Here is a 22,108-nt window from a genome sequence, read left to right as displayed (position 1 = left end):
ATCTGCCGCTGAGTCGATACCTGATTCCGGAGCACCACATGCAGACAGTACGACCGCACACGATCTTCCCGGCTTTGCTCATGCCGCTGTTGGCTGCCGGAGCGGCGACGGCTGCCGGTCTGGAGAATACGGTAGCGCAGTGTCAGACGATTGAAGATCGGCATGCGCGATTGGCATGCTTCGACGCACTGCCCCATCCCGTGAAGCAATCCGCCCCAGCAGGTACAACGGAACGCGTATCCGCGCATAGCACCGCAGTCGATGGATCTCCGAAGACCAGCCAAATCACCCGCATCAGCAGGACGATAGACAACCGTCAGATCTTCCATCTCGACGATGGCACAGTGTGGCAGGAGAACCGCAACGGCTCGCGCCGCTTCGAATCGGGTCACGCGGTCTCCATCACCCAGTCGCAGGTCCTCGGCAGTGAGACGATCGCGAGCTACTGGATGGAGGTCGAAGGTGCGAAGTTCAAAGTCGTTCGGCTCAGGTAGCACGAGGACTGGCAGCTAGCCCGTACGCCGTGCCTGCAACGCAGTTCGGCGCGCCGCCGCGAACGCAACGAACCAATCAAGCGCTGCGGCATTCGCCATCGATGATCGATTGACCGCCTTCTCGATCGGGTGATCGAGAAGAATCTTGCGAACGGGAACCTCGAGCTTCTTCCCTGAAAGCGTGCGTGGCACCTCGGGTACCGCAAAGACGTCATTGGGAACATGGCGCCCGGAGAGCTGCGTACGCACAGCGGCGAACAGCTGGGATCGCAGATCATCGGAGACGCCGCGCGCCTGCGCATCCGTGACTCCAGACGCGGACGCCGCCCCTGCCAATCGCGGATCGGCCGCTGACGCATCCCGCAACACCACGAACAGCGCGAGAAACGATTCGCCACCCAGGTACTCGAGATCGACCACCAGCGAATCCGCAACCTCCGGCGCAGCCTCGATGACCCTGTAGATCTCGCTCGTCCCCATGCGGATGCCATGCCGGTTGATCGTCGCATCCGACCGACCGTAGATGACGCCAGTGACGGCATCGGGTCGCGGAATCAGCCTCAACCAGTCGCCGTGCCGCCAGACACCCGGGTACACGTCGAAATAGCTCTCGTAGTACCGAGAACCGTCATGGTCGTTCCAGAACTTGATCGGCATGCAGGGAATCGGCTGCGTCATCACCAGCTCGCCCACTTCGTCCATGACCTCGTTGCCGGCATCGTCGTAGGCAAACGTCGCCACACCAAGCTCACGGCACTGCATCTCGCCCGCATAGACCGGCAGCACCGGGCAGCAGGTCAGGAAGCACGCTCCCGGATCTGTTCCGCCCGAGATCACGGCAAGCATGACGTCCGCTTTGACGTGCTCGTAGACCCAGCGGTATCCCTCGGCCGACAGCGGAGAGCCGGTCGCACCGACCGACCGCAACGCACGCAGATCGAACTGCTGCGCGGGTCGCAGGTCCGCCTTCATGCACATCCCGATGAATGCCGGGCTCACGCCGATGAACGTCGCGCGCTCGCGCGCAGCAAAACGCCACAACGTCGCTAGATCAGGATGGCTAGGGTTACCGTCGAACAGCAGGACCGTTGCGCCGCAGAGCAACGTATTTGCCACGAAGTTCCACATGATCCAGCTCGTGGACGTGTACCAGAACATCCGGTCGCGGCTGTCGACATCCGTATGCAACGCGCACGCCTTCAAAGTCTCCAGCACCGTACCGCCGTGGGTATGCACGATCGGCTTGGGCATCCCCGTCGTTCCCGAGGAATACACGATCCACAACGGATGATCGAAGGGAACGGGAGTGAACTCCGTCGTCGCGCGCAGCGCTGTGGCATGCGCGAAGGAAACCACTGTCACGATCCCGCGCTCGTCCGATCTCGGAATCTCCAGGGTTGCCGCCGAATTGAGATACGGAACGAAGATCACAGCTTTCAGGCTCGGCAACTGACGCACGAGGTCGGCGACGACGGCGCGGCGATCGTAGTCCTTGCCGCCATAGCGATAGCCATCCACCGCGAACAGAACGGTCGGCTCGATCTGGCCGAACCGATCGAGCACACCAGTCGTTCCCATGTCCGGTGAAGCGCACGACCAGACGGCTCCACAACTGGCAGTTGCGAGCAATGCAACGATGGTCTCCGGGATGTTCGGGAGATAGGCCGCGACTCGGTCGCCCGGCTGTACACCAAGCCGTCTCAGCATCGTCGAAAGGGCACCCACTCCTGACGCCAACTGCGACCAGGACACTTCGCTGCGCTCATGGACCTCCGACTGGAAGATGATCGCCGGATCGTTGCGAACTCCTTCGAGCTGCGCGTGGCGCAATGCATGCTCCGCGTAGTTCAGCGTTGCACCCTGAAACCACTTGGCCCCCGGCATGCGCCGCGCATCCAGCACTTGCGTATAGGGCTCGTGCGAAATGACGCCGCCGAACTCCCAGACCGAACGCCAGAACTCCTCGATCTCCGTGACCGACCAGCGCCAGAGCGCATCGTAGTCGGCGAATTCGAGCCGGTAGCGTTGCTTCAGCCAGCGCCGGTACCGGGTGATACCCGCTCTGCCGATACGGACGTCGTCGGGTCGCCAAAGGGGTTGCGGGTGATTCGTGGTCTCGGTCATGACGATTCCATCGGGCATTCGCTGCAGGGGCACATTGTGGCGCGGCGCGGATCATAGAGCGCGGCGCTTCCTCCATCAAATGATTGATTTCTTCAACCGCAAATCAATCAGTTGATTGTCTCGCCGCCGCCGTCTATTGACCGGGCCGAATACCATTGCATAGAGTGCCCGCCTCCACCGACGCCTGCCGCATTGTTGCGCCTCCCGCGCACCGCGATCTCCGCGCTGCGCCAGAACCGCGCATGTGCCGAAGCCAGTGCCGGTCACACGATCACCATTCACACCCCACAACTCACCGGGAGAACTTCGATGGCAGGCAGACTTGAAGGCAAGGCAGTGATCATCACGGGCGCAACCAGCGGAATCGGCGAGGCGACGGCACGCCGCTTCGCGGAAGAGGGCGCACGACTGCTCATTGCTGGACGGACCGTATCCAAAGGCGAATCGCTCGCGCGGGAACTGGGCGAACGTGTTGTGTTCGAGCCCGCCGATGTGACGCGCGAAGCGGACATCGCACGCCTGGTGGATTCCGCGGTCAAGCGATTCGGACGGCTCGACTGCATGTTCAACAACGCAGGCGCGGTTACCCCGTGCAAGCTCGAAAGCGTCACCGAGCAGGAGGTTCGCGACGGACTGCAGCTCCTCGTGGGCAGCGTGATCTTCGGTATGAAGCATGCGGCGCGCGTCATGAAAGATCACGGCGGGAGCATCATCAACAACGCCAGCGTCGCCGCGCATCGCTTCGGCCAGGGTGACCTCCTGTACTCGGCAGCCAAGGCAGCGGTGGCACAACTCACTCACCTTGCGGGCGTCGAGCTCGGCGCATTCAACATCCGCGTCAATGCAATTTCCCCTGGCGCGATCGCAACGCCGATCTTCTGGGGCGGGTCAGCACGCGCGGGCCAGCTGAGCAATGAAGAGAATCGCCGCAAGCAGGCCAAGCTCGAGCAGAACCTGGCTCGTGCCACGCCGCTGCCGCGCTCGGGACAGAGCCTCGACATCGCGAATGCCGCTCTATTCCTCGCCAGTGACGAAGGCAGCTTCGTGAACAGCCACGACCTCGTCGTCGACGGCGGCCGCATCTGGCAGTTCCACGAGCGCGCGAACGGCTGAACCGTTCACGGCCTGCCATCCCCGCGCGGGTTCGGATCGGGGGTCGAAAGATCCTCGCCTGCGCGGGAATGACAAGTTCAGTTCCTATCCGCGCGGGCGAGGTGACTAACCTCGCCCGCGCATCTGAATGACCTTAGTGGTCCTGGTAGCTCCCCAGAACGCAGGTCAACCCAGCCGGCGTAGGTGGCAACACGAACGCCTCGCGTGGCGTTCCCTTCGGATGAGCCGCCAGCGTCGTCGCCACCCAGTTCGTCATCGCCTGGCTGCGCGGCCAAAGATGCCCGCCGATCGGCGGCGCGTAATTCAGATCGTGCGTGCACGAGACTGTTACTACATTCGACTGGCTTGCGAAGTAGTTGGCTGAGAGCTTCGTCGACGGGTTGTAGTTCGCGATCAGCGGGCCTGTCGCGCCATTGGCGTACCACTTGTCGGTGGCACCGCCCCACAACACGATGTTGATCGATGGCTGCAACGCCTCCGCGGAACGATCGAGCGGCCGTGGAGCAGCGCGCCCTTCGATGATCGCATCGCCGACATTTTCGACTGAGATGGGAACGCCATCCGTTCGATACCATTCGCCGGAGGCAGGGGCGCCGCCCGCAAAGAATCCCGAACTGAAAGTCAGCGCACGATTGGTCGCAGTGCCGCCGGCGGAGATACCACCGATGAAGATACGCGTCTGGTCGATCTCATAGCGCGTCGCCGCACACTTCACCGCTCGCTCGAAGAACCGCACGTCCGTGCCGGCATCCTGATACTGCGCGACGTTGCTCTGACCGACGCCATCGAACCACGGCTCCCACGTGCGTCCGTCCTGGGTGGTCACCGTCCCCGACGCACACACCGAGTTGGTTCCGTTCGCCGCACAGATTCTCACTGGCGAAATGACCGTGAATCCCTGAGCGGGCAATTGATCGATGAAGGTGGCGCGCATGAAATCCGCTTCCATCTCCGCAGTGCCGGTAAGCGACACGAAGACCGGCCGCGGGCCGGTGCCGGTAGTAGCCGGGAGAATCCGGAAGCTGCGGGAATAGCCGTCCGACATGAAGCCGGAATTGAGACCTTCCTGCGGCGTGAAGCCCGCCGGACACGTCGCCGCCCAGCGAAGCGGCGGCGGCACGGAATCGGATTCGAGAATCGCGAGCCCGCCGGCGACATTCGCACCCCAGGTCCAACCGTATCCGGCGTAGATGCGCCCGTTCGAAACCACCGGTCCGCTCGTCGATCCATCGGGGAAGCCTTCGGCGGCCGCATCGTAGCTGCCGACTTGCGCGCCGACAGGCATCGAGTGAAGCAACGTCCCGTTCGTTGCATCGATTACGCGCAACTGGCCGTCCCACGTAATGAAGTACAACAGGCCGTTCGCCACGGTGTTGCCGCTGAAGCTGCCTGCGGGAAGATTCAGATTCCACACGATGTCGCCGGTTGCAGCATCGAGCGCAAACGCCGTGCTCGTACCCGGCCTCGCATCGAATCGACCGGTTCCCACAGTCGAAGTGTTGTTCGTGAAGTAGATCCGGCCGTCCGCTACCGTGGGCGTCCCCATCACGCCGCCGATCGGGCTGCCCGAGGGGGTACGAGGATCCACGGTCCGCTGCCACACTCGCTGACCGGTTTCCCGATCAACGACTGTGTAGTGTCCACCCTTGTCGCCGACTCCTACGAGCTTTCGCACCGAGCCATTGATCGACGCCTCGAACAGGTTCGGGGCAGCGCCGACGTCACGATCGAGACTGCCGCCATTGATCGTGTAGACGTCGTCAGCCGTGATCTGGTGATGCCAGACGAGAGCGCCCGTCTCATAGTTGATGGCGAGCAACGCATCGGAGTACGGGCCCGCGGGAGTGAAGTAGGCCTGTCCGGTACCGATGAACGCAAGCTTCAGATCCGGATCCACGGCCACGCTCGACCACACCGAAACGCCGCCACCGCACGACGCCGGCGGGCAAACGGAGAAGCGCCACTTCTCCGCGCCCGTCTTGATATCCAGTGCGACGACAGAGCCGCGGAACAGCGGAGTTGCAGCGAAGAAGACCTGATACGAGGCCGCGCCAATGAGCAGCGTATCACCCACGACCATGGGTGAAGACCAGATCCGGTTGTATGGCGTCGTCTCGATCTTGACCGTCCAGCGCACCTCGCCGGTCGAGCGGTTTACCGAATAGACGTTCGAGTTGTCACCGGCGATGTAGACACTGTCCCCGGATACGAAGGGCGAAGGCGTCAGCATCGTGTTCTGCAGCCGCTTGCTCCAGATCTCCGCGCCGGTCTCCGCGTTGACCGCCTTCAGCCAGCCGGCGTAGTCACTGAAATAGACGACCCCGTCCACTATTGCCGGTGTGCTCGAGACGCCCGCGCCTGTGACGCGATGCGCGACCCGCAAGTTCGCGACATGCTGCGGGCCGATGGTTTCGTCCTTCGAGGCCCGGGTGTTCCCGTAGTCGTGACCGAACATCGGCCAGTTCTGCGAGCCGATCGGCAGAGGGTCACCACTCGTCATCGCAGCCGTCGTCACACTGAATACGGCACTCACGCCACCCACGGTCAATGTGGCTGTGACCGCAGTGCTTGCAGTCGCGCTCGACGTGACGCGCACCGCAACCTGCTGGCCATTGGTTACTGTGCCGGCGGCGCTGGTGTAGGCCCCGTTATTGATCGAGTACTCACCTCCGGTGACGCTGATCTGGGCCGCTGCATTGATTCCGGAGATGGTGACGGCCGAGGACGCGATCGGCGTATCGACCGCGACGTTCGTGCGCGCGACGAAACTGAAAGCATTGGGTGTGGTATCGGTGGCTGGAGGCGGTGGTGGCGAATCGCCACCACCCCCTCCCCCTCCGCAGCCGGCAAGCATGGCTGCTGCAAGCATCGCAGCGGCGACAACCTTCAATCGCATGACTGATTCCCCTTGAGGCGGCTGCGGCAGCCGCCGGATCGTTGTGACTTGTGCTGACCCCTCCTCTGACCATACCACCCGCTCAAAAAATAGTTCAAGACCCATCAACTGATTGATTGGGCTCCAGCATGTGCGAGCCTCGGTAACTTCAGGTAGCGGTTTTTGTTGTACAAATCGCCAACTTGCACGCGAATGAGGAGTGGGTCGATCTACCCATCCCAGGCCTTTTGGCGACTGCATCGCGGCTCCCAGTTCTTGCGCGGCAACATCACTTGAATGACCGGTCGTTCGTTACCTCCTTCGTGGATGCCATTTTTATGGCATTTCCATCATCTGTGGATTAGTCAATTGTATCGGTGGTATGGTCCATATGGCGTAATTGCATAGTCGGTATGCCGGAAACAGAATCACTATTAGACAACTGATCCAGGGGGAATGCATGAACACGAACACAACAGCGCACTTGCCATGGAGGCGCGGACCCAGCCCCGTTGCGTCGTCAATCGCTATTGCCGCAACGGCCCTGACGCTATCAACGCCATCAGCACTCGCCGCGGAAGGGAGCGGCCGGACGCTCGAAGAAGTCCTCGTCACAGCGCAACGACGAGAGCAAAGCCTGCAGGACGTTCCCGTCGCCGTCTCCGTGGTGTCCGCGGAGACCATTCGCGAGTTGTCATTGCAGAACCTCGACCAGTTGTCCGCGTACGTGCCGGGATTCAATGTGCGGGAAGGCGGCGAGCAGACATCGATCAGCATTCGAGGCTTCGCGACCGGCCTGAATTTCGGCTTCGACCAGTCCGTGGGTCTCTTCATCGACGGAATTTATGCGGGGCGCGAGCGTCAGTTTCGCAGCACGTTCCTCGACATCGGATCGGTCGAAGTGCTCAAGGGGCCACAGGCCACGCTCTTCGGCAAGAACACCACCGCGGGCGCCGTCGTGATCACCACCGGGCAGCCGACGCAGGATTTTTCCGCGGACCTGAGCGCCGATTTCACCTCGGAGATCGATCGCCAGGTCTACACAGCCGTGGTCAATGGGGGCATTACTGACACCCTGGCGGCTCGCGTGGCCCTGCGCTACTCGGAGGAAGAGGGATACGTTCGCAATACGCTGACGAATGAACGCGAGGAACAGGGCAACGACTGGATCGGTCGCGCGACTTTCCTGTGGACGCCCACGGATTCCTTCAGCATGCGAACGAAGCTCGAGCATTCCGAGTACGAGCGCTTCGGCCGGGCGTTCAATATTTCGTCGGTGAGCGGCGTGCAGGTCGGACGTCCGACCTGTTTCGGGATGGCGACTGGCTGGCCCTGCGCCGCAACCGCGGCAGACGTGGGCCCTGAGGCCCGGCTGAGCAGCTACCTCGCCTACGACCCGGACTTCGAGGCTGGGACCTTCGACCAGACTTCGAAGCAGCAGGAAACAGCGGACGTCGAGGCCAATAATGTCGCCGTTCGAATGGAGTACTCGTTCACGCCCGACACCCGGCTGGTTTCAATCAGCGGCTATTCGAGTTACGACTCCGAGGATGGACGCGACGTCGACTGGAGCCCGACGGACTTCCTCTATGAGCCGATCACCCAGGAGTTCGATCAGTTCAGCCAGGAGCTGCAGCTGTTCTCGAAGGTCGGCGACCGCTTCGAGTACCTTCTCGGTCTGCATGGCTTCAAGAACGACTTCTACGTGGATCGTCGCACCGACATCGACATTCGCGTCTTCCTGCTGCCGTTCGGCGTACAGCCGACCGACCCGCTCATTTTTGGCGGGCCGGCGAGCGATTGGCGCTACGCTCAGTTGCGCTATCTCGATCAGGAGACCGAAAGCGTCGCCGCCTATTTTTCGGGAACGTTCGATTTCACGCCAACCTGGCATCTGACCGCCGGATTGCGCTGGAATCGCGAGGACAAGACCGCGACGGATCGTTATGCCCTGTCCGAATTCGGTTCGACCCGGTTCCTGGACGTCTCGCGCGACAGCGGCGGCACTCTGGTCGGCAATCCCGCCGATGTCGCATTGATCACTCGCATCCTGGCCACGCTGCCGGCCAACGTGAACGGGATCATCAACACATCGCGCGTCGGCATAACGCAGACCATCACCGAGGAGGATTGGTCACCCGAACTCACGCTGTCGTGGGACCCGACCGCCGACACCATGCTGTACCTCAAGGCCGCTCAGGGCCACAAAGGCGGCGGCTTCAACTCAGCTACCGTCGGTCAGAACGCCTCGGACAGAACGTTCAGCGACGAAACCGTCACCGGCTACGAGCTCGGCGGCAAGCTGCGCTTGCTCGACGGCAGCGCGGCGCTGAACTTCGCGCTCTTCCACCAGGAATTCGAGGACCTGCAGACGTCGACCTGGGTCGGTGATGGGTTCGACGTCGGCAACGCGGGCAAATCCCGCGCAGAAGGCCTCGAGCTGGAGACGATCTGGCAGGCGACGGATGCGTTGCGACTCAATGCGAGCATGATCTGGCTCGACGCCCGCTTCCTCGAGAACGAGGGCAATGCCTGCAGCATCCCGCAGCGCTACTTCCCGGATCCGGTCCCGGGTTGCGTGTTCACTCCCGCCAACCCAGGAGCAGGGACACCGGCCTCCTATCTGCAAGACAACTCCGGAGACCGCTTCGCGCCCACTTTCTCGGGTAATTTCGGCGTCGGATACACCGCGTCTCTCACCAGTTCCCTCGAACTGCTGATGCGCGCCGACGTCGTCTACACGGGCCAGCAGCGCAATGCGTTGGACCCCACGATCGAGCAAGGGTCACGAACGCTCATGGATCTGGGCGCAACGTTGCGACCGGCCGGCAAGGACGGCTGGAGCATCGGTCTGCTCGTGCAGAACGCGACCAATGAGGAGTACTACTGGTACGAGTTCGAAGCGCCCTCGCAAATCGGCACCCGCATCGGCTTCCCTGCTCCACCCCGGATGTACACGCTGCAAACACGCTATCGCTTCTGAATGGGAGCACGGCCCGATGCGACGCGATTCGCATCGGGCCGTGACCACGACGCCGCCCGCGTTCGGGCGGCAATCGTTTTCCAGCCCTCGGCATGAAGCCGCGCAGGAGCGCGTGCATACCGGGGTGCAAAAATTGCTCGCCACGGGCACAATTTGTCGCTACGGTATGTCTGCGTTCAGGATGCAACAACGACGAAAATGGCCACGCGATCCCGCCCGGAGCCCACCAAGAAATTTCACAAGCGCAAGGACATGATCCTTCGCGCCGCTGTCGAAGTTCTGAACAAGAAGGGCGTCAAGGGAATGACCCTGGCGGATGTCGCTTCCAAGCTCGATCTCGTGCCGACCGCCGTGATGTATTACTTCCGGAGCAAGGAAGAGCTCGCGGCCTCCTGCTTCCATCGGTCCATCGAAGTGTATGACACGCTTGCGACTCAGGCAGAGCAAGCACGCACCGCCCGGGAAGCGCTGGAAGCATTCGTGCGCGGCTTCTTCGAGCACCGTCGCAAGATCGCGATTGGTGAAGCCGATCAGATGGCGGTGTTCAATGACGTGCGCGCAGTCCACGATCCTGGCGTGGGCAAAGCTTACGAAGGAATGTTCCGGCGCACGCGCAGCCTGCTGATGAAGTCGCGCGAGTTCAGCAATCTCGAGCGCGTCGACTGCAACGCCCGCATCCATCTGCTGCTGTCGCAGCTCTTCTGGTCGGTCGTCTGGATCGACCATTACGACGCCGACGACTACGGCCGCCTGGCCGACCATGCCCTGGATATCCTCGAAAGCGGCCTGGCTCACAATCGCGGCAAATGGTCACCCCAGACGCTGCCATCGTTGCCGGCCTCTCCGAGCGATCGATCAAGCGAGAGTCGCGAGACGTTCCTTCGTGCCGCGACGGTACTCATCAACGAACAGGGCTATCTCGGCGCGTCGGTCCAGAAGATCTCCGAACAGCTCAATGTCACCAAGGGCGCGTTCTATCATCACAACGACGCCAAGGACGACCTGGTCGAAGCCTGTTTCGCGCGCACCCTCGAGGTCATGCGACATGCACAGCGCGCGGCCGCATCGTCGAGCAAGACCGGCTACGAGAATCTCGCCTCCGTCTGCGCCGCATTGCTGAATTACCAACTCACCGGCAGCGCCCCGCTCCTGCGAACCTCGGCACTGACGTCCGTACCGGAGAACATTCACCGCCAGCTGATCGGTGAGTTCGACCGGATCTCCGGGAGGTTCGCGCTCGTTTGCAGCGACGGCATCGCAGACGGTTCGTTGCGGGCAGCGGACGCGACTATCGCCGCACAGATGATCACCGCGATGATCAACGCCTCGGCCGAACTGCACCTCTGGGCTCCCGGTGTCACCGCGCAGAACGGCGCGGAGATCTACGCACGGCCGCTGTTCGAAGGGCTGCTCACCAAGTAGCAGGCCGCTTCGATTCTCACGCCTGCCTAGGGCGTGGCACTCCCCTCACGCCCTCCCCACCGTCATCACCAGCCGCATCAGCGATTGCCGTACTCGTGATCGCGTTGATCGTTACCCATAAATTGAATTGACGGTATGTGTCGTTGGTGTCTATAGTTTCCAAAATACTCGACTCTGGCCTGCATCCAACCAGTGTTTTTGACTATAGGGTCTGCGCCCGACGGCCAGAGCAAGCAGCCCCATGGATATCCGATATGACCGCATCGCCTAACCCGGCAGTCACTGAGTACATCACGCGAGCCCAATCTCAGGCCCGGATCGTGCCGGATATCCCCGGCCACGTGCCCCTGATCCCGATCGCTCGCGTCGGAATCGTGGGCGCCGGCACGATGGGCGGCGGCATCGCCATGAACTTCGCCAACGCCGGCATTCCGGTAAAGCTGATCGAAACCCAAGCGCCGGCCCTTGAGCGAGGACTGGCTACGGTTCGACGCAACTACGAGAACAGCGCGCGCAAAGGGCGAATCACGGCGGAGGACGTCGAAGCGCGGATGAGCCTGCTCAGCGGCTCGCTGTCTCTTGACGCCCTGGGCGACTGCGACCTCGTCATCGAAGCCGTTTATGAGGACATGGCCGTGAAGAAGCAGATCTTCACGCGGCTCGACGGAATTGCGAAGAACGGCGCCATTCTTGCGACCAACACGTCAGGCCTGAACATCGACGAGATCGCCTCGGTCACCCGCCGCCCGGAAGCGGTGATCGGGCTTCATTTCTTCTCACCCGCCAATGTGATGAAGCTCGTTGAGGTCGTTCGCGCCGATAAAACCAGCCAGAGCGTGATCGCGACGTGCATGGACCTGGCGCATCGACTTGGGAAGATCGCAGTCCTCGTCGGCGTATGCCCCGGCTTCGTAGGCAATCGCATGCTCTACCCGCGACAGGTTCAGGCAGAGCAGTTGCTGTTCGAGGGCGCGATGCCCTGGGACGTCGATCGCGCACTTTGCGAGTTTGGATTTCCGATGGGTCCTTTCCAGATGGCGGATCTCGCCGGCCTCGACATTGGCTGGACTCGCGAGACATCACGCGGAGAAACGCTGCGCGACGTTCTGTGCGAACAAGGCCGGCTTGGACAGAAGACGCGCGCCGGCTTCTACGACTACGACGAGAACCGCAAGCACACGCCTTCGCCGATCACGGAGAAGGCGGTGCGCGACTTCTCCTCGCGACAAGGCAAGACACGGCGCGTCGTTTCCGACAGTGAGATTCTCGAACGCTGCCTGTATCCGCTGATCAATGAGGGCGCACGCGTGCTCGAGGAGCGCAAAGCGCTGCGCGCTTCGGATATCGACGTCGTATGGCTTTACGGATACGGCTGGCCGAAGGATCGAGGCGGGCCGATGTACTACGCGGATTCTGTCGGGCTCGAAAAAATTACAGCCCGATTGCAAGACTTCGCACGAAGCCACGGCACTGCGTTTGAACCTGCGTCGCTGCTTGCGACACTCGCATCACAGGGCCGAGGCTTTCTGTCGGTGTAGACGCCGAATCCGCACTCGCCCGGGCATCGAGCCCGGGCACATGGCCTGAAGGCTTGAACTCAGCTCGAGCGAGGCCGATAGCGGTCCCGCAGTTCGCGCTTCAACACTTTGCCAATCGCACTGCGCGGCAGCGCGGACACCACTTCGATCGCGCTGATCGCCTGCGTCTTGCCGAGACGCTCATTCGCCCATGAGCAAAGACTGCTCGCATCGAGCGAGCATCCATCGCGTGGCACGACGAAGCCCACCGGGGTTTCACCCCATCGCTCCGAGGGCACACCGACGACCGCAGCCTCGAGGACTCCCTCGTGCTGAACGAGCACTGCTTCGATATCGCTCGGATAGACGTTGAAGCCGCCGGAGATGATCATGTCCTTGCGGCGGTCCATCAACGTGAGGAATCCTTCCGCGTCGAAGCATCCCACATCACCCGTGCGGATGAATCGATTGCCCTTCTCGTCGTACCACTCTGCCTCGCTGGTCTTCTTCGGCTGATTCAGATAGCCATTCATCATGACCGGCGAGCGACCGACGATCTCTCCCACCTGACCGGCCGGCAGCTCTCGACCCTCCTCGTCGATCACCCGCATCTCGTGACCTGGAAACGGGCAGCCGACCGTGTGCAGCTTGTCGGGCCGCTCGTGAGCCAGCAGCACGCACGACGCGCCGCCTTCAGTCATTCCGTAGTACTCCGTAAGACCGCCGGGCCAGCGCTTGAGCACATCCGCCTTGAGATCACCCGCGAAAGGCGCGCTGGTGCTGTACTTCATCACGAAGCTCGACAGGTCATAGCGCTCGAAGTCCGGCACCGCCATCAGCCGACGATACTGCACGGGCACCAGCATCGCGTGAGTGACCCGGTGCTTCTGCGCAAGCTCCAGGAACTTCACGGCATCGAACTTCGCTTGCAGCACCACTGTGCCGCCATTCGCGAGCGTAGGCAGGAAACTCACGAGCGTGGTATTTGAATAGAGCGGCGTCGAGACCAGCGTGACCTGCGCCGAATCCGCGTCGTAGTCGTGCCCCTTGTCGCGCATGAGCTGCAACCATCGCAGCTGATGCGACTGCACGATGCCCTTGGGCGTGCCCGTCGTTCCCGAAGAGTAGATGATGTTGAATGCCGCATTAGGGTCCATCGACACGGCCTGCGGCTTCGATTCGCTCGAAGGAAGCCAGTCTTCAAAACGCACGCCGGCGTCCGATCCATCGAGCATGACCCAGGTCGGCCCCGTCGACTTGCGCAGGGGCGCGAGCGCACTCGCAACCGCTGCATCGAGAAACAGGATCGTAGCCCCGCAATCCTCGAGCATGGTCATGAGACTCTGCGCGGTCGAGGAAGGCGCAAGCGGTACGACGCCTCCGGCCGCACGCAGCGTCGCCATGAATACCGCGCCGTACTCGATGGAAGCGGAAGCACAGATCGCAACCGGATCACCCGGCTTGATCCCGTCACGCTGCAGACCCGCGGCGATGCGGTCCATCAGGACATCGAGATCACCATAAGTGATGCGCCGCCCTTCCTGGATCATCGCGACCTTCTTCGGCCGCAGTGAGGCATGCGCCTGAATGAGCTCGTGATGCGACCCGAAGGGTCGTTCCCTCATCGCGGCGATAGATGCAGCCGTGACTCTCATGCGCGAAGCGTCTCCTGCCGAAGCGTGCGGGCCGCGAGGAAGTAATGCACGGCAGCCCAGAGATTGACGAGTACTGTAGCGCGAAGCGACCAGCGCAGCCCATCAGCAAGCGCCTGCGCCTCGGGTATCCCCTGAGCAACATAGCCGGATCGCAGCGAATCGCTCAGCACCCCGACCAGCAGCGGCCCGAAGCCCAGGCCGATGAGATTCAGAATGAACAGGAGCAATGCGCTGGCGAGCGCACGTTCCCTCACACCGACGAGCCGGTAGGTCGCGGTAATGCTTGGCGCAAGATAAGCGGCGGCACAGAAGATGGAAGGAATGAGCAGCCACATGACGATCGTCGGATCGTCGATGAAGAAGACCAGCTCGGAGATCGGAAAGCCGACGACCAGTGAGAGCGCCGGGATCCACAGATAGTAGCGAATGTCATCGCGACGATTCGCGAACCAGTCGCTGAGCCAGCCGCCGAAATACGTGCCCGCGACGCCGCCGACCACCGTGACGATGGCGAGCTGGAAGCCGACTTCAGCGACGCTCATTCCGTGTGATCGCATGAGGAACGCCGAGTAGAAGTTGCCGGCGCCATAGATGACGAAATTGTGGAGCGCGGCAGCGAAGGCGAGGTGCCGGAACGAAGGCTTCGACAGCAGGGATCGAATGACGACCCACGCCGATGGCGGCTCGGAGACCACTTTGGTCTCGTCCGAAAAGCCACGAGGCGGCTCTCGCAACGTGATCTTGACGAGCAGTGCAATCACGAGCCCCGGCAGGCCGACGACGAAGAAGGCCATGCGCCAGCCGTGAGTGTGAGCGACCCAACCAGCCAGCAACATTCCGAGGAAGGAGCCCGCGTACGCGCCCAACTGATAGATCGACAGCGCCGTCGCCCGGCGCTTCGACTCGAAATAGTCGCTGATCAGCGAGTAAGCCGCCGGATTGCAGCCGGCTTCACCAATACCAACGCCCACTCGCGCAACGAGCAGGTGCACATACGTCTTCGCGGTACCAGTGAGTGCCGTGAAAGCACTCCACACGACGATCGAGATCGCGATCAGATTGACGCGACTGCTGCGATCGGCCAAGCGCGCCAGCGGAACGCCCATCACCGTGTAGACGGCCGCGAATGCGAGTCCTGTGAGAAACCCCATGTGAGTATCGGTCAGACCGAACTCGGTCCGGATGGGCTCCACCAGGATAGACAGCAACTGCCGATCCATCATGTTGATCATGTAGACGCCACACAGCAGCCACACGACGTAATAGCGGTAGCCCTCGGACGCGCGGAATTCCTCCGAAGTTTCCGCGGACCGAGCCGCCGGCGCGTTCAGCGCCGCCTCCTCTCTCGAAATCACTTCGTTTCCCCCTCTCTCACGAACCGCAGTAAGGCAATGCGCTCGGTGAGCTCACGCCCAGGTGACGCCCACTCTGATGTTCAGGGCGCCTATTTCTTCTTCAGGTAGAGATCGAACCACTCGAGCGCCAGCTCATGAGAGCGTTCTCGCGCTTTCGAATAGATGTCGTAGTGCGAGGTTCCCGGGATGACAACCAGCTTCTTCGGCCCCTGATAGCGCTTGTACGCCGCGATCGCGTGCTCTTCGTTGTTGAGATACTGCTCGTGCTCCGACAGGACGAACTGGAACGCGACTGTGTTCACGTCCGTGATGTCGTCGAGCGGGTTGTAGTTGGCGAAGCGGCTCGTGATCGGTGCGCCGCGCAAACCACCGTTCATCTGCGAGGGCGGCGGATAGGCCAGCTCACCGCGCGCACGCTTGGTCGCCTCTTCGAATCCCTGCGGCATCCACTGCGTCCACAACGATCCCTTGAGCCCGCCAGTCACCTGGCTGTGGACAGCTTTTACGCGGGCATCGTGCGCACCCGCGTAGACGACATAACTGCCGCCCATGCTGCTCCCCCACAGCCCGATCCGGTTGGCGTCGACCTGCCCTTCTCCATGAACCCAGTGGATTGCGTTCTGCCAGTCCGCCGCCATGTCGAGTGGATCGACGACTTCCCTGATCGCATGCACTTCGGCAGTGAAATCGGTCTTCGTGACATCTGTCGCGGCGGATTTGAGCACGACACGTGAATCGCTCTCTCCCCAGCCGCGATAGTCGAACGTCACGACGAGGTATCCCTCACGCGCAAACTCCGAGGCGTCCTGACGCAACTGCGCCTGCACGCCGCCCCAGCCGTGAGCCATGATGATCGTCGGCAGCTTTGCATCCGCGGCGACCGACTTCGCGACGAAGACATAGCCGGTCATGCGGTTGCCTTCACTGTAGATATCGACGCGTCTCTGACGAATGTCTTCAGGAACCACGAATCCCGCCGGGCGCGCACGCGCTGGTTCGCTGCCCGACTCCGCAGCCTGAGCGCTCGTGAGCGGCGCCTGCATGAGAGCCGCGCACAGCAACAGATATCTGAACATAGCCATGAATCCCCCTGTCGATCCGCCAATCGTCCAGCAGTGCTGGAACAATGCCTGGAAGCCCCGGCGCCGCCCGTCCAATCACCTGACTGACAGTCGCCCGGGCCGCTTGTATCTTGCCGGGGACAGTACATACCACGCAGTGAAAAAAAGAATCAATGCCTTTGTTTTTCCGCATACCCTCCAGACAACTTAACTTGACCGATGGCCGCGGAAAGAGGTCAAGAGGGCTTCTCAGTCAAATGACTGAAACGAAAGGCAACAGACAGGTGCCGGACCTGTCGCCAGGCTGCGTGCCGGCAGCGAAGGGGAGATTTCGGGAATCGGCCTGCTGCGGCAGGCCAGGAAGTCGACGACAGCTATCTCGCGGTCTTCCGCACGGCCCGCTTGCGCTTCGCCCCGCCGGTCGACCGCGTTTTTTCTCCGAGATGCGCCTCGAACCCCGCCGCCGTGAAGCGAGCGAGCTCCCGCGCAAGCTCGCGAACGGCTTCCTCGTTCGCGACCGCCTTGGGCACGGAATCGTGCCACGTAGCTGTTACTGCCATCAAAGCGACGGACATTGCGAGCAGCCGCTGAATCTCAGCGCGGGGCGTATCCGGGAACAGCTCAAGGATCGCAGCGATGTAACGGTTCCGGACCGGCGCCACGATGTCGTCGAAGATCTTCGCCGATGCGGTTTTGTACTCATGCTGGACGCCGGCGAGGATGCGCGCATATGGGAGCCCCGCCGCTGTGCTGGCGAGAGCGACGTGCGGATAGAAGTAGCTGTACAGCAGGCGCCGCAGTCTCGCGCGGCCGACGAGCTCCGGATCCATCTCCTTCAACAGCTTCAGTCGTTCCTCCTGGACGCCGTGAATGAAGGCGTCGATCACACCGCGATAGAGCGCCTCCTTCGAACCGAAGTGGTAGTGCACGGCCCCCGGATTCACTCCGAGCTCTCGCTGGATTTCGCGCTGACTGGCGCCCCGGTAGCCGTGCTCGGCGAAATGCCGGGCCGCCACTTCGATGAGCTTTTCTCGCGTATCCGCCGTTGCTGTCGGAGTCTTGGATCGCCGCGCCATGAGACTGTTCGAACTCCTGCCTTCTGCTGAAACAGCGACTGTACATCAGTACCGAGGAAGTCCGCGCTGAGTTACCAACTGTCGATACCGGGTCGTTTCCGGCGTCGTCGCCCCGGCGCTGCACGCGCTGCCTTCAACAAACTCACGAGCCATCGACGGGAATCCGCCGGATCAATCGTGTCATCGACGCCGAAAATGGTGGAGATGCTGAGTGCTTTGCCCTGTTCGTAGAGCTTCGCGACCATCTCGTCGTACTTTTTGCGACGCTGGATGGGATCCGCTATCTGCGCGAGCTCGTTGCGGTAGGCAAGCTTCACCGCGCCTTCCAGACCCATACCGCCGAACTCACCCGTCGGCCACGCAACCGTCGCCATCGGACGTTTGAACGATCCTCCTGCCATCGCGATCGCACCCAACCCGTACGCCTTGCGCAGGACGATCGTGAAGAACGGCACGCTGAGGTTCGCTCCGATGACGAACATGCGGCTCGAGTGACGCACCAGCGCCGTCTTCTCGATCTCGGGCCCGACCATGATGCCCGGCGTATCGCAAAGGAAGAGGATCGGGATGTCGTAGCTGTCGCAAAGCTGCATGAAGCGCGCAGCCTTGTCCGCTCCGTCGGCATCGATCGCCCCGCCGAGATGCTGCGGATTGTTGGCGATCACACCGACAGGCATGCCCTCGATACGAATGAGTGACGTGATCATGCCTCGCGCGAACTGCGAACGCAGCTCGAGCACGCAGGCAGTGTCCGACAACGTGTCGATGACGCGGCGAACTTCGTACGCCCGCAATCGATTCTCCGGAATGACGTGACGCAGCTGACGCTGATCGGAGCATTCGAAGTCTTTGACGGTTCCCTGGAAGTACGAAAGGTACTGGCGGGCAGCGCGCACAGCCTGCGCCTCGTCCGCCACACCGATGTCGACCACGCCGTTGGCGAGTTGTACCGAGATCGGCCCGATCTCTTCGGGCTTGAAGACGCCCAGGCCGCCGCCCTCGACCATTGCCGGTCCGCCCATCCCGATGTTGGCGTTGGCTGTGGCGATCACCACGTCACAGCATCCCAGCAGAGAGGCATTGCCGGCAAAGCAGCGCCCAGACGCGATACCGACCAGCGGCACCGTGCCGCTGAGCTCCGCGAAGTCTGCAAATGTCGGCGTTCCGCCAGCGTCGCCGCTGGTTTCCGTGTCCCCAGGCCGCCCTCCACCGCCTTCGGTGAAGATCACGACTGGCATCCGCCCGCGCTTGGCAACCTGAATCATGCGATCGGTCTTGATGTGATTGCGTGCCCCCTGCGTCCCGGCAAAGACCGTGTAGTCGTACGACATCACGACCGAGCTGGCTTGCGGTTCCGGGAACAGCGCGCCGTTGATGCGACCGACACCGGCGACCATGCCGTCCGCAGGGCTCTTGACGATCAGTTCCTCGAGCGAGCGTCGGGCGCGCTGTGCTGCGAGTACGAGCGGCCCGTACTCAACGAAGGTTCCCTGATCGCATAGATCGTCGATGTTCTCGCGCGCAGTGCGCTGTTTGGTCGCGCGCCGCCGCGCTACCGCCTCCGGCCTTGCCGCATCGAGAGTCACTTCGTGTCGCTGCAGGACTTCGAGGAGATCGGGGCGAATGAGATCGAGATCCACCGCCGCCACATCGGCGGCACCGCTTCTATCCACGTCTTGCGGTTCGAGTGCGACCAGCGTTGCCCCTTCCACTACGGTGTCGCCCACGGTAATGGCGATCGTCATGACGCGACCACCAACAGAGGCGACGAGCGCATGCTCCATCTTCATGGACTCGATCACGAGCACCTGCTGGCCTCGATGAACGAGGTCACCTTCACGCACGTCGATCGACACGATCGTGCCCTGGAGCGGGGACTTGATCGCACCAGGCGAGTCGTCGTCGATCGACGATTGAGACGCGGCGTGTACTTCTTGTTTACCGTGCGCAAGCACCGCGAGCGGGTCATTGCTGTCAACCTGCGCTCCGACGCGCTGTGAGCGCAATGCAGTTGCAGGCGTTTCGATGAATCTCCGCGGATGCCCCGCCCCTGGCTGCAACAACTCTTCGCCGTGACGGGCGATGAACTGCGTGTCGACCCGGTCAGCAATGAATTCCGGATGCTGGAGCAGTGCCTGCAGGAAAGTGAGATTCGTGGTCACACCCTCGACCCTGAATTCGCACAGCGCGCGATATGCCGCATCAGCAAGGGCATTGAATCCCGGCTGCTGCGAATGGACGATGACCTTTGCGAGCAGCGGGTCGAATCCGGGCAGCGCCGCGTAACCCGCGTAGCCAAACGTGTCCACGCGGATACCTCGTCCGCTGGGGGGCTCGAACACCGCCAGATTGCCGGACGTCGGCTTGCTCGACCCGTCCGGCTGCATCGCCTCCATGTTGATGCGCAGTTGCATGCTTGCGCCGCGCGGTTGCGGAATCTGCTCTTGCGTCAACTCGAGTTGCGGCAACGTGGCGCCGCTCGCGACACGCAACTGCGCCTCCACGAGATCGATGCCGAGGATCTCTTCCGTAACCGTGTGCTCCACTTGCAGCCGCGCATTGGTCTCGATGAAGACGAAGCGCGCGTCTGCTCCGCCGGCGGCATCGACCAGAAATTCGAACGTCCCGAGGCTGTCGTAGCGCACATGACGCGCCATGCGCAATGCCGCGTCGATGACACGATCCCTCACCCGCGGATGCACACCAGGGCTGGGCGCAATCTCAACGAGTTTCTGATGTCGCCGCTGAATGGTGCATTCACGCTCCCAGAGATGGCTGACGTTGCCGGCAGCGTCACCAAGGATCTGCACTTCGAGATGGCGAACCGACGGGAAGTACTCCTCGACATACACTTCATCGACCCCGAAGGCGGACTTCGCCTCGGATCGGCACCGCGCATAAGCCTCCTGCAGCTCCGATTCCTGGGTTACGACACGCATTCCCCGGCCGCCTCCGCCTCCGCTCGCTTTGATCACAATCGCGGTACCGGCGGGCAATGAGGAACGGAATCGCGCGATGTCATCTATCGAGGCGGCAGCGAACGTACCAAGAGGCACTGGCACTTCCAGGGAGCGCGCAAGCGATCGGGCCTGAGTCTTGTCACCGAACAGAGCAAGAAGATCGGTGCGCGGTCCAACGAAGGTCAAACCGGCGTCGCGGACGGCAGCAGCAAAGGCTGCGCTCTCACTGAGAAATCCGTAACCGGGATGGATGGCATTGCATCCCCGCGCAAGCGCTGCATCGATGATCTGCTTTGAATCGAGATAGGCGCGCGCACCTTTGCCAGACAGCGCGATCGCATCGTCGCATCTGCGTACGTGCAACGATCGCGCGTCATCCTCGGAATAGATCGCTATGGTGCGCATGCCCACCGCAGCCGCGGCACGCGCGATCCTGATAGCGATTTCGCCTCGATTGGCGATCAGCAGAGTCTGTTCGCTGTCTTGGGCCAGCTGCATCGATCCCCCGGCGTGAATCCGCGGGACCGGCATCCCACGATATTTTAACTATTGGTATGGATTATTAGGCCCACGGCGCGGCCGTGCAAGACGGCAGCGGCCCGGCTCAATCAACTGATTGATCCTTCTGACTTTCCTAGTGGCGGAGCGTACCTCATGCAACGAACCGACTCGTATTTCCCCGATGCGACCCCCAATAATTGAATTGACGGTACGTCCGACGGATATCTATATTCCGGCCACTCTCCTGAAGGACTCATCCATGCGTGAAGCAGTAATCGTTTCGACAGCCCGCACGCCGATCGGCAAGGCGTATCGCGGCGCGTTCAACAACACCCAGGGCCAGGAACTCGCCAGCCATGCGATCGCTCACGCAGTGAAGCGTGCCGGCATCGAAGGCGCTGAGATCGAAGACATTGTCATGGGCTGCGCACTTCAGCAAGGCAGCACAGGCGGCAATGTGGGCAGACAAGGTCTGCTGCGGGCCGGCTTTCCCGTGACCGTTCCCTCCCAGACCATCGACCGCCAGTGCTCTTCAGGGCTGATGGCAATTGCCACGGCGGCGAAACAGATCATCACTGATGGCATGCAGGTCACGATCGGTGGCGGCATCGAATCGATTTCGCTCGTGCAGAACGACAAGATGAATCGCTTCCGCGTGGCGGACCCGTGGCTCGTGAAGAACGTCCCGCAGATCTACATGACGATGATCGAAACCGCCGAGATCGTTGCCGAGCGTTACGGCGTCAGCCGCGATGCTCAGGATGAGTACTCGCTGCAGTCGCAGCAGCGTACCGCCAAGGCGCAGGCTGAGGGCCGCTACAACGATGAGATCGCCCCGCTCACCTCGATCATGCAGATCACCGACAAAGAGACCGGCGCCGTCTCCGAGAAGGAAGTGACGATCAAGCTCGATGAGGGCAATCGTCCGCAGACCACGCTCGCCGATCTGCAGAAGCTGCAGCCGGTGTTCAA

Annotated in this window: 13 protein-coding genes; 6 read left to right on the top strand and 7 right to left on the bottom strand. The window is 62.0% G+C overall.

What is annotated here, in order from left to right:
- Positions 1-38: 38 nt before the first annotated feature.
- A complete protein-coding gene (locus tag HNQ60_RS11610) occupies positions 39-494 on the top strand; it encodes a hypothetical protein (protein WP_184331919.1) in 456 nt (151 codons plus the stop codon).
- Between the two features lie 15 nt (positions 495-509).
- On the opposite strand, the gene HNQ60_RS11605 is transcribed toward HNQ60_RS11610, so the two are convergent.
- Positions 510-2,618 (bottom strand): acetoacetate--CoA ligase, encoded by a 2,109-nt coding sequence (locus tag HNQ60_RS11605; protein ID WP_184331917.1) that lies wholly within the window; start codon positions 2,616-2,618, stop codon positions 510-512.
- A gap of 309 nt (positions 2,619-2,927) precedes the next feature.
- On the opposite strand from HNQ60_RS11605, the gene HNQ60_RS11600 reads away from it, so the two are divergent.
- Positions 2,928-3,731 carry an SDR family NAD(P)-dependent oxidoreductase gene (locus HNQ60_RS11600; RefSeq protein WP_184331915.1) on the top strand — a complete coding sequence of 268 codons (804 nt, stop codon included), beginning with the start codon at positions 2,928-2,930 and terminating at the stop codon, positions 3,729-3,731.
- A gap of 133 nt (positions 3,732-3,864) precedes the next feature.
- Here the strand turns inward: HNQ60_RS11600 and HNQ60_RS11595 are convergent, their stop codons facing one another.
- The gene (locus HNQ60_RS11595) at positions 3,865-6,627 is read right to left on the bottom strand and encodes an outer membrane protein assembly factor BamB family protein (RefSeq protein ID WP_184331913.1); all 2,763 of its coding nucleotides are present in this window, start codon (positions 6,625-6,627) and stop codon (positions 3,865-3,867) included.
- 439 nt (positions 6,628-7,066) lie between these two features.
- Here HNQ60_RS11595 and HNQ60_RS11590 point away from each other — a divergent pair, with 439 nt between their 5' ends.
- The 3 genes from HNQ60_RS11590 (at position 7,067) to HNQ60_RS11580 (ending at position 12,549) form a co-directional block, all read left to right on the top strand.
- Positions 7,067-9,589, top strand: coding sequence for a TonB-dependent receptor (locus HNQ60_RS11590; RefSeq protein ID WP_184331911.1), 2,523 nt, complete (start codon positions 7,067-7,069; stop codon positions 9,587-9,589).
- Between the two features lie 198 nt (positions 9,590-9,787).
- Entirely contained in the window at positions 9,788-11,011 is a 1,224-nt protein-coding gene (locus HNQ60_RS11585; RefSeq protein ID WP_184331909.1) for a TetR/AcrR family transcriptional regulator, read from the top strand.
- 254 nt (positions 11,012-11,265) lie between these two features.
- Entirely contained in the window at positions 11,266-12,549 is a 1,284-nt protein-coding gene (locus HNQ60_RS11580; RefSeq protein ID WP_184331907.1) for a 3-hydroxyacyl-CoA dehydrogenase, read from the top strand.
- Positions 12,550-12,608: 59 nt separating this feature from the next.
- Here the strand turns inward: HNQ60_RS11580 and HNQ60_RS11575 are convergent, their stop codons facing one another.
- The 5 genes from HNQ60_RS11575 to HNQ60_RS11555 all read right to left on the bottom strand — a co-directional run bounded on the left by HNQ60_RS11575 (position 12,609) and on the right by HNQ60_RS11555 (position 21,133).
- A complete protein-coding gene (locus tag HNQ60_RS11575) occupies positions 12,609-14,183 on the bottom strand; it encodes a class I adenylate-forming enzyme family protein (protein WP_184331906.1) in 1,575 nt (524 codons plus the stop codon).
- Positions 14,180-15,538, bottom strand: coding sequence for a spinster family MFS transporter (locus HNQ60_RS11570; protein WP_184331904.1), 1,359 nt, complete (start codon positions 15,536-15,538; stop codon positions 14,180-14,182). Before HNQ60_RS11570 ends, HNQ60_RS11575 begins: the two co-directional genes overlap by 4 nt.
- An 89-nt stretch (positions 15,539-15,627) precedes the next feature.
- A complete protein-coding gene (locus tag HNQ60_RS11565; RefSeq protein ID WP_184331902.1) occupies positions 15,628-16,620 on the bottom strand; it encodes an alpha/beta hydrolase in 993 nt (330 codons plus the stop codon).
- A gap of 353 nt (positions 16,621-16,973) precedes the next feature.
- The gene (locus HNQ60_RS11560; protein WP_184331900.1) at positions 16,974-17,675 is read right to left on the bottom strand and encodes a TetR/AcrR family transcriptional regulator; all 702 of its coding nucleotides are present in this window, start codon (positions 17,673-17,675) and stop codon (positions 16,974-16,976) included.
- A gap of 71 nt (positions 17,676-17,746) precedes the next feature.
- Positions 17,747-21,133: an acetyl-CoA carboxylase family protein gene (locus tag HNQ60_RS11555; protein WP_184331898.1), complete on the bottom strand. Its 3,387-nt coding sequence runs from the start codon at positions 21,131-21,133 to the stop codon at positions 17,747-17,749.
- A gap of 262 nt (positions 21,134-21,395) precedes the next feature.
- Here HNQ60_RS11555 and HNQ60_RS11550 point away from each other — a divergent pair.
- Positions 21,396-22,108 (top strand): thiolase family protein (locus HNQ60_RS11550; protein WP_456107244.1); only part of this gene is annotated, 713 nt, incomplete at its 3' end.

This window comes from Povalibacter uvarum (genome assembly GCF_014202975.1).
GTDB lineage: Bacteria > Pseudomonadota > Gammaproteobacteria > Steroidobacterales > Steroidobacteraceae > Steroidobacter > Steroidobacter uvarum.
Note: the sequence above shows the minus strand (reverse complement) of the source record. Positions and strands in the feature narration are given on the sequence as shown.

What these genes read in the sequence shown, in the direction of transcription:
- HNQ60_RS11610 (WP_184331919.1), top strand. Translation starts at nt 39, where the DNA reads ATGCAGACAGTACGACCGCACACGATCTTCCCGGCTTTGCTCATGCCG.
- HNQ60_RS11605 (WP_184331917.1), bottom strand. Translation starts at nt 2,618, where the DNA reads ATGACCGAGACCACGAATCACCCGCAACCCCTTTGGCGACCCGACGAC.
- HNQ60_RS11600 (WP_184331915.1), top strand. Translation starts at nt 2,928, where the DNA reads ATGGCAGGCAGACTTGAAGGCAAGGCAGTGATCATCACGGGCGCAACC.
- HNQ60_RS11595 (WP_184331913.1), bottom strand. Translation starts at nt 6,627, where the DNA reads ATGCGATTGAAGGTTGTCGCCGCTGCGATGCTTGCAGCAGCCATGCTT.
- HNQ60_RS11590 (WP_184331911.1), top strand. Translation starts at nt 7,067, where the DNA reads ATGAACACGAACACAACAGCGCACTTGCCATGGAGGCGCGGACCCAGC.
- HNQ60_RS11585 (WP_184331909.1), top strand. Translation starts at nt 9,788, where the DNA reads ATGGCCACGCGATCCCGCCCGGAGCCCACCAAGAAATTTCACAAGCGC.
- HNQ60_RS11580 (WP_184331907.1), top strand. Translation starts at nt 11,266, where the DNA reads ATGACCGCATCGCCTAACCCGGCAGTCACTGAGTACATCACGCGAGCC.
- HNQ60_RS11575 (WP_184331906.1), bottom strand. Translation starts at nt 14,183, where the DNA reads ATGAGAGTCACGGCTGCATCTATCGCCGCGATGAGGGAACGACCCTTC.
- HNQ60_RS11565 (WP_184331902.1), bottom strand. Translation starts at nt 16,620, where the DNA reads ATGGCTATGTTCAGATATCTGTTGCTGTGCGCGGCTCTCATGCAGGCG.
- HNQ60_RS11560 (WP_184331900.1), bottom strand. Translation starts at nt 17,675, where the DNA reads ATGGCGCGGCGATCCAAGACTCCGACAGCAACGGCGGATACGCGAGAA.
- HNQ60_RS11555 (WP_184331898.1), bottom strand. Translation starts at nt 21,133, where the DNA reads ATGCAGCTGGCCCAAGACAGCGAACAGACTCTGCTGATCGCCAATCGA.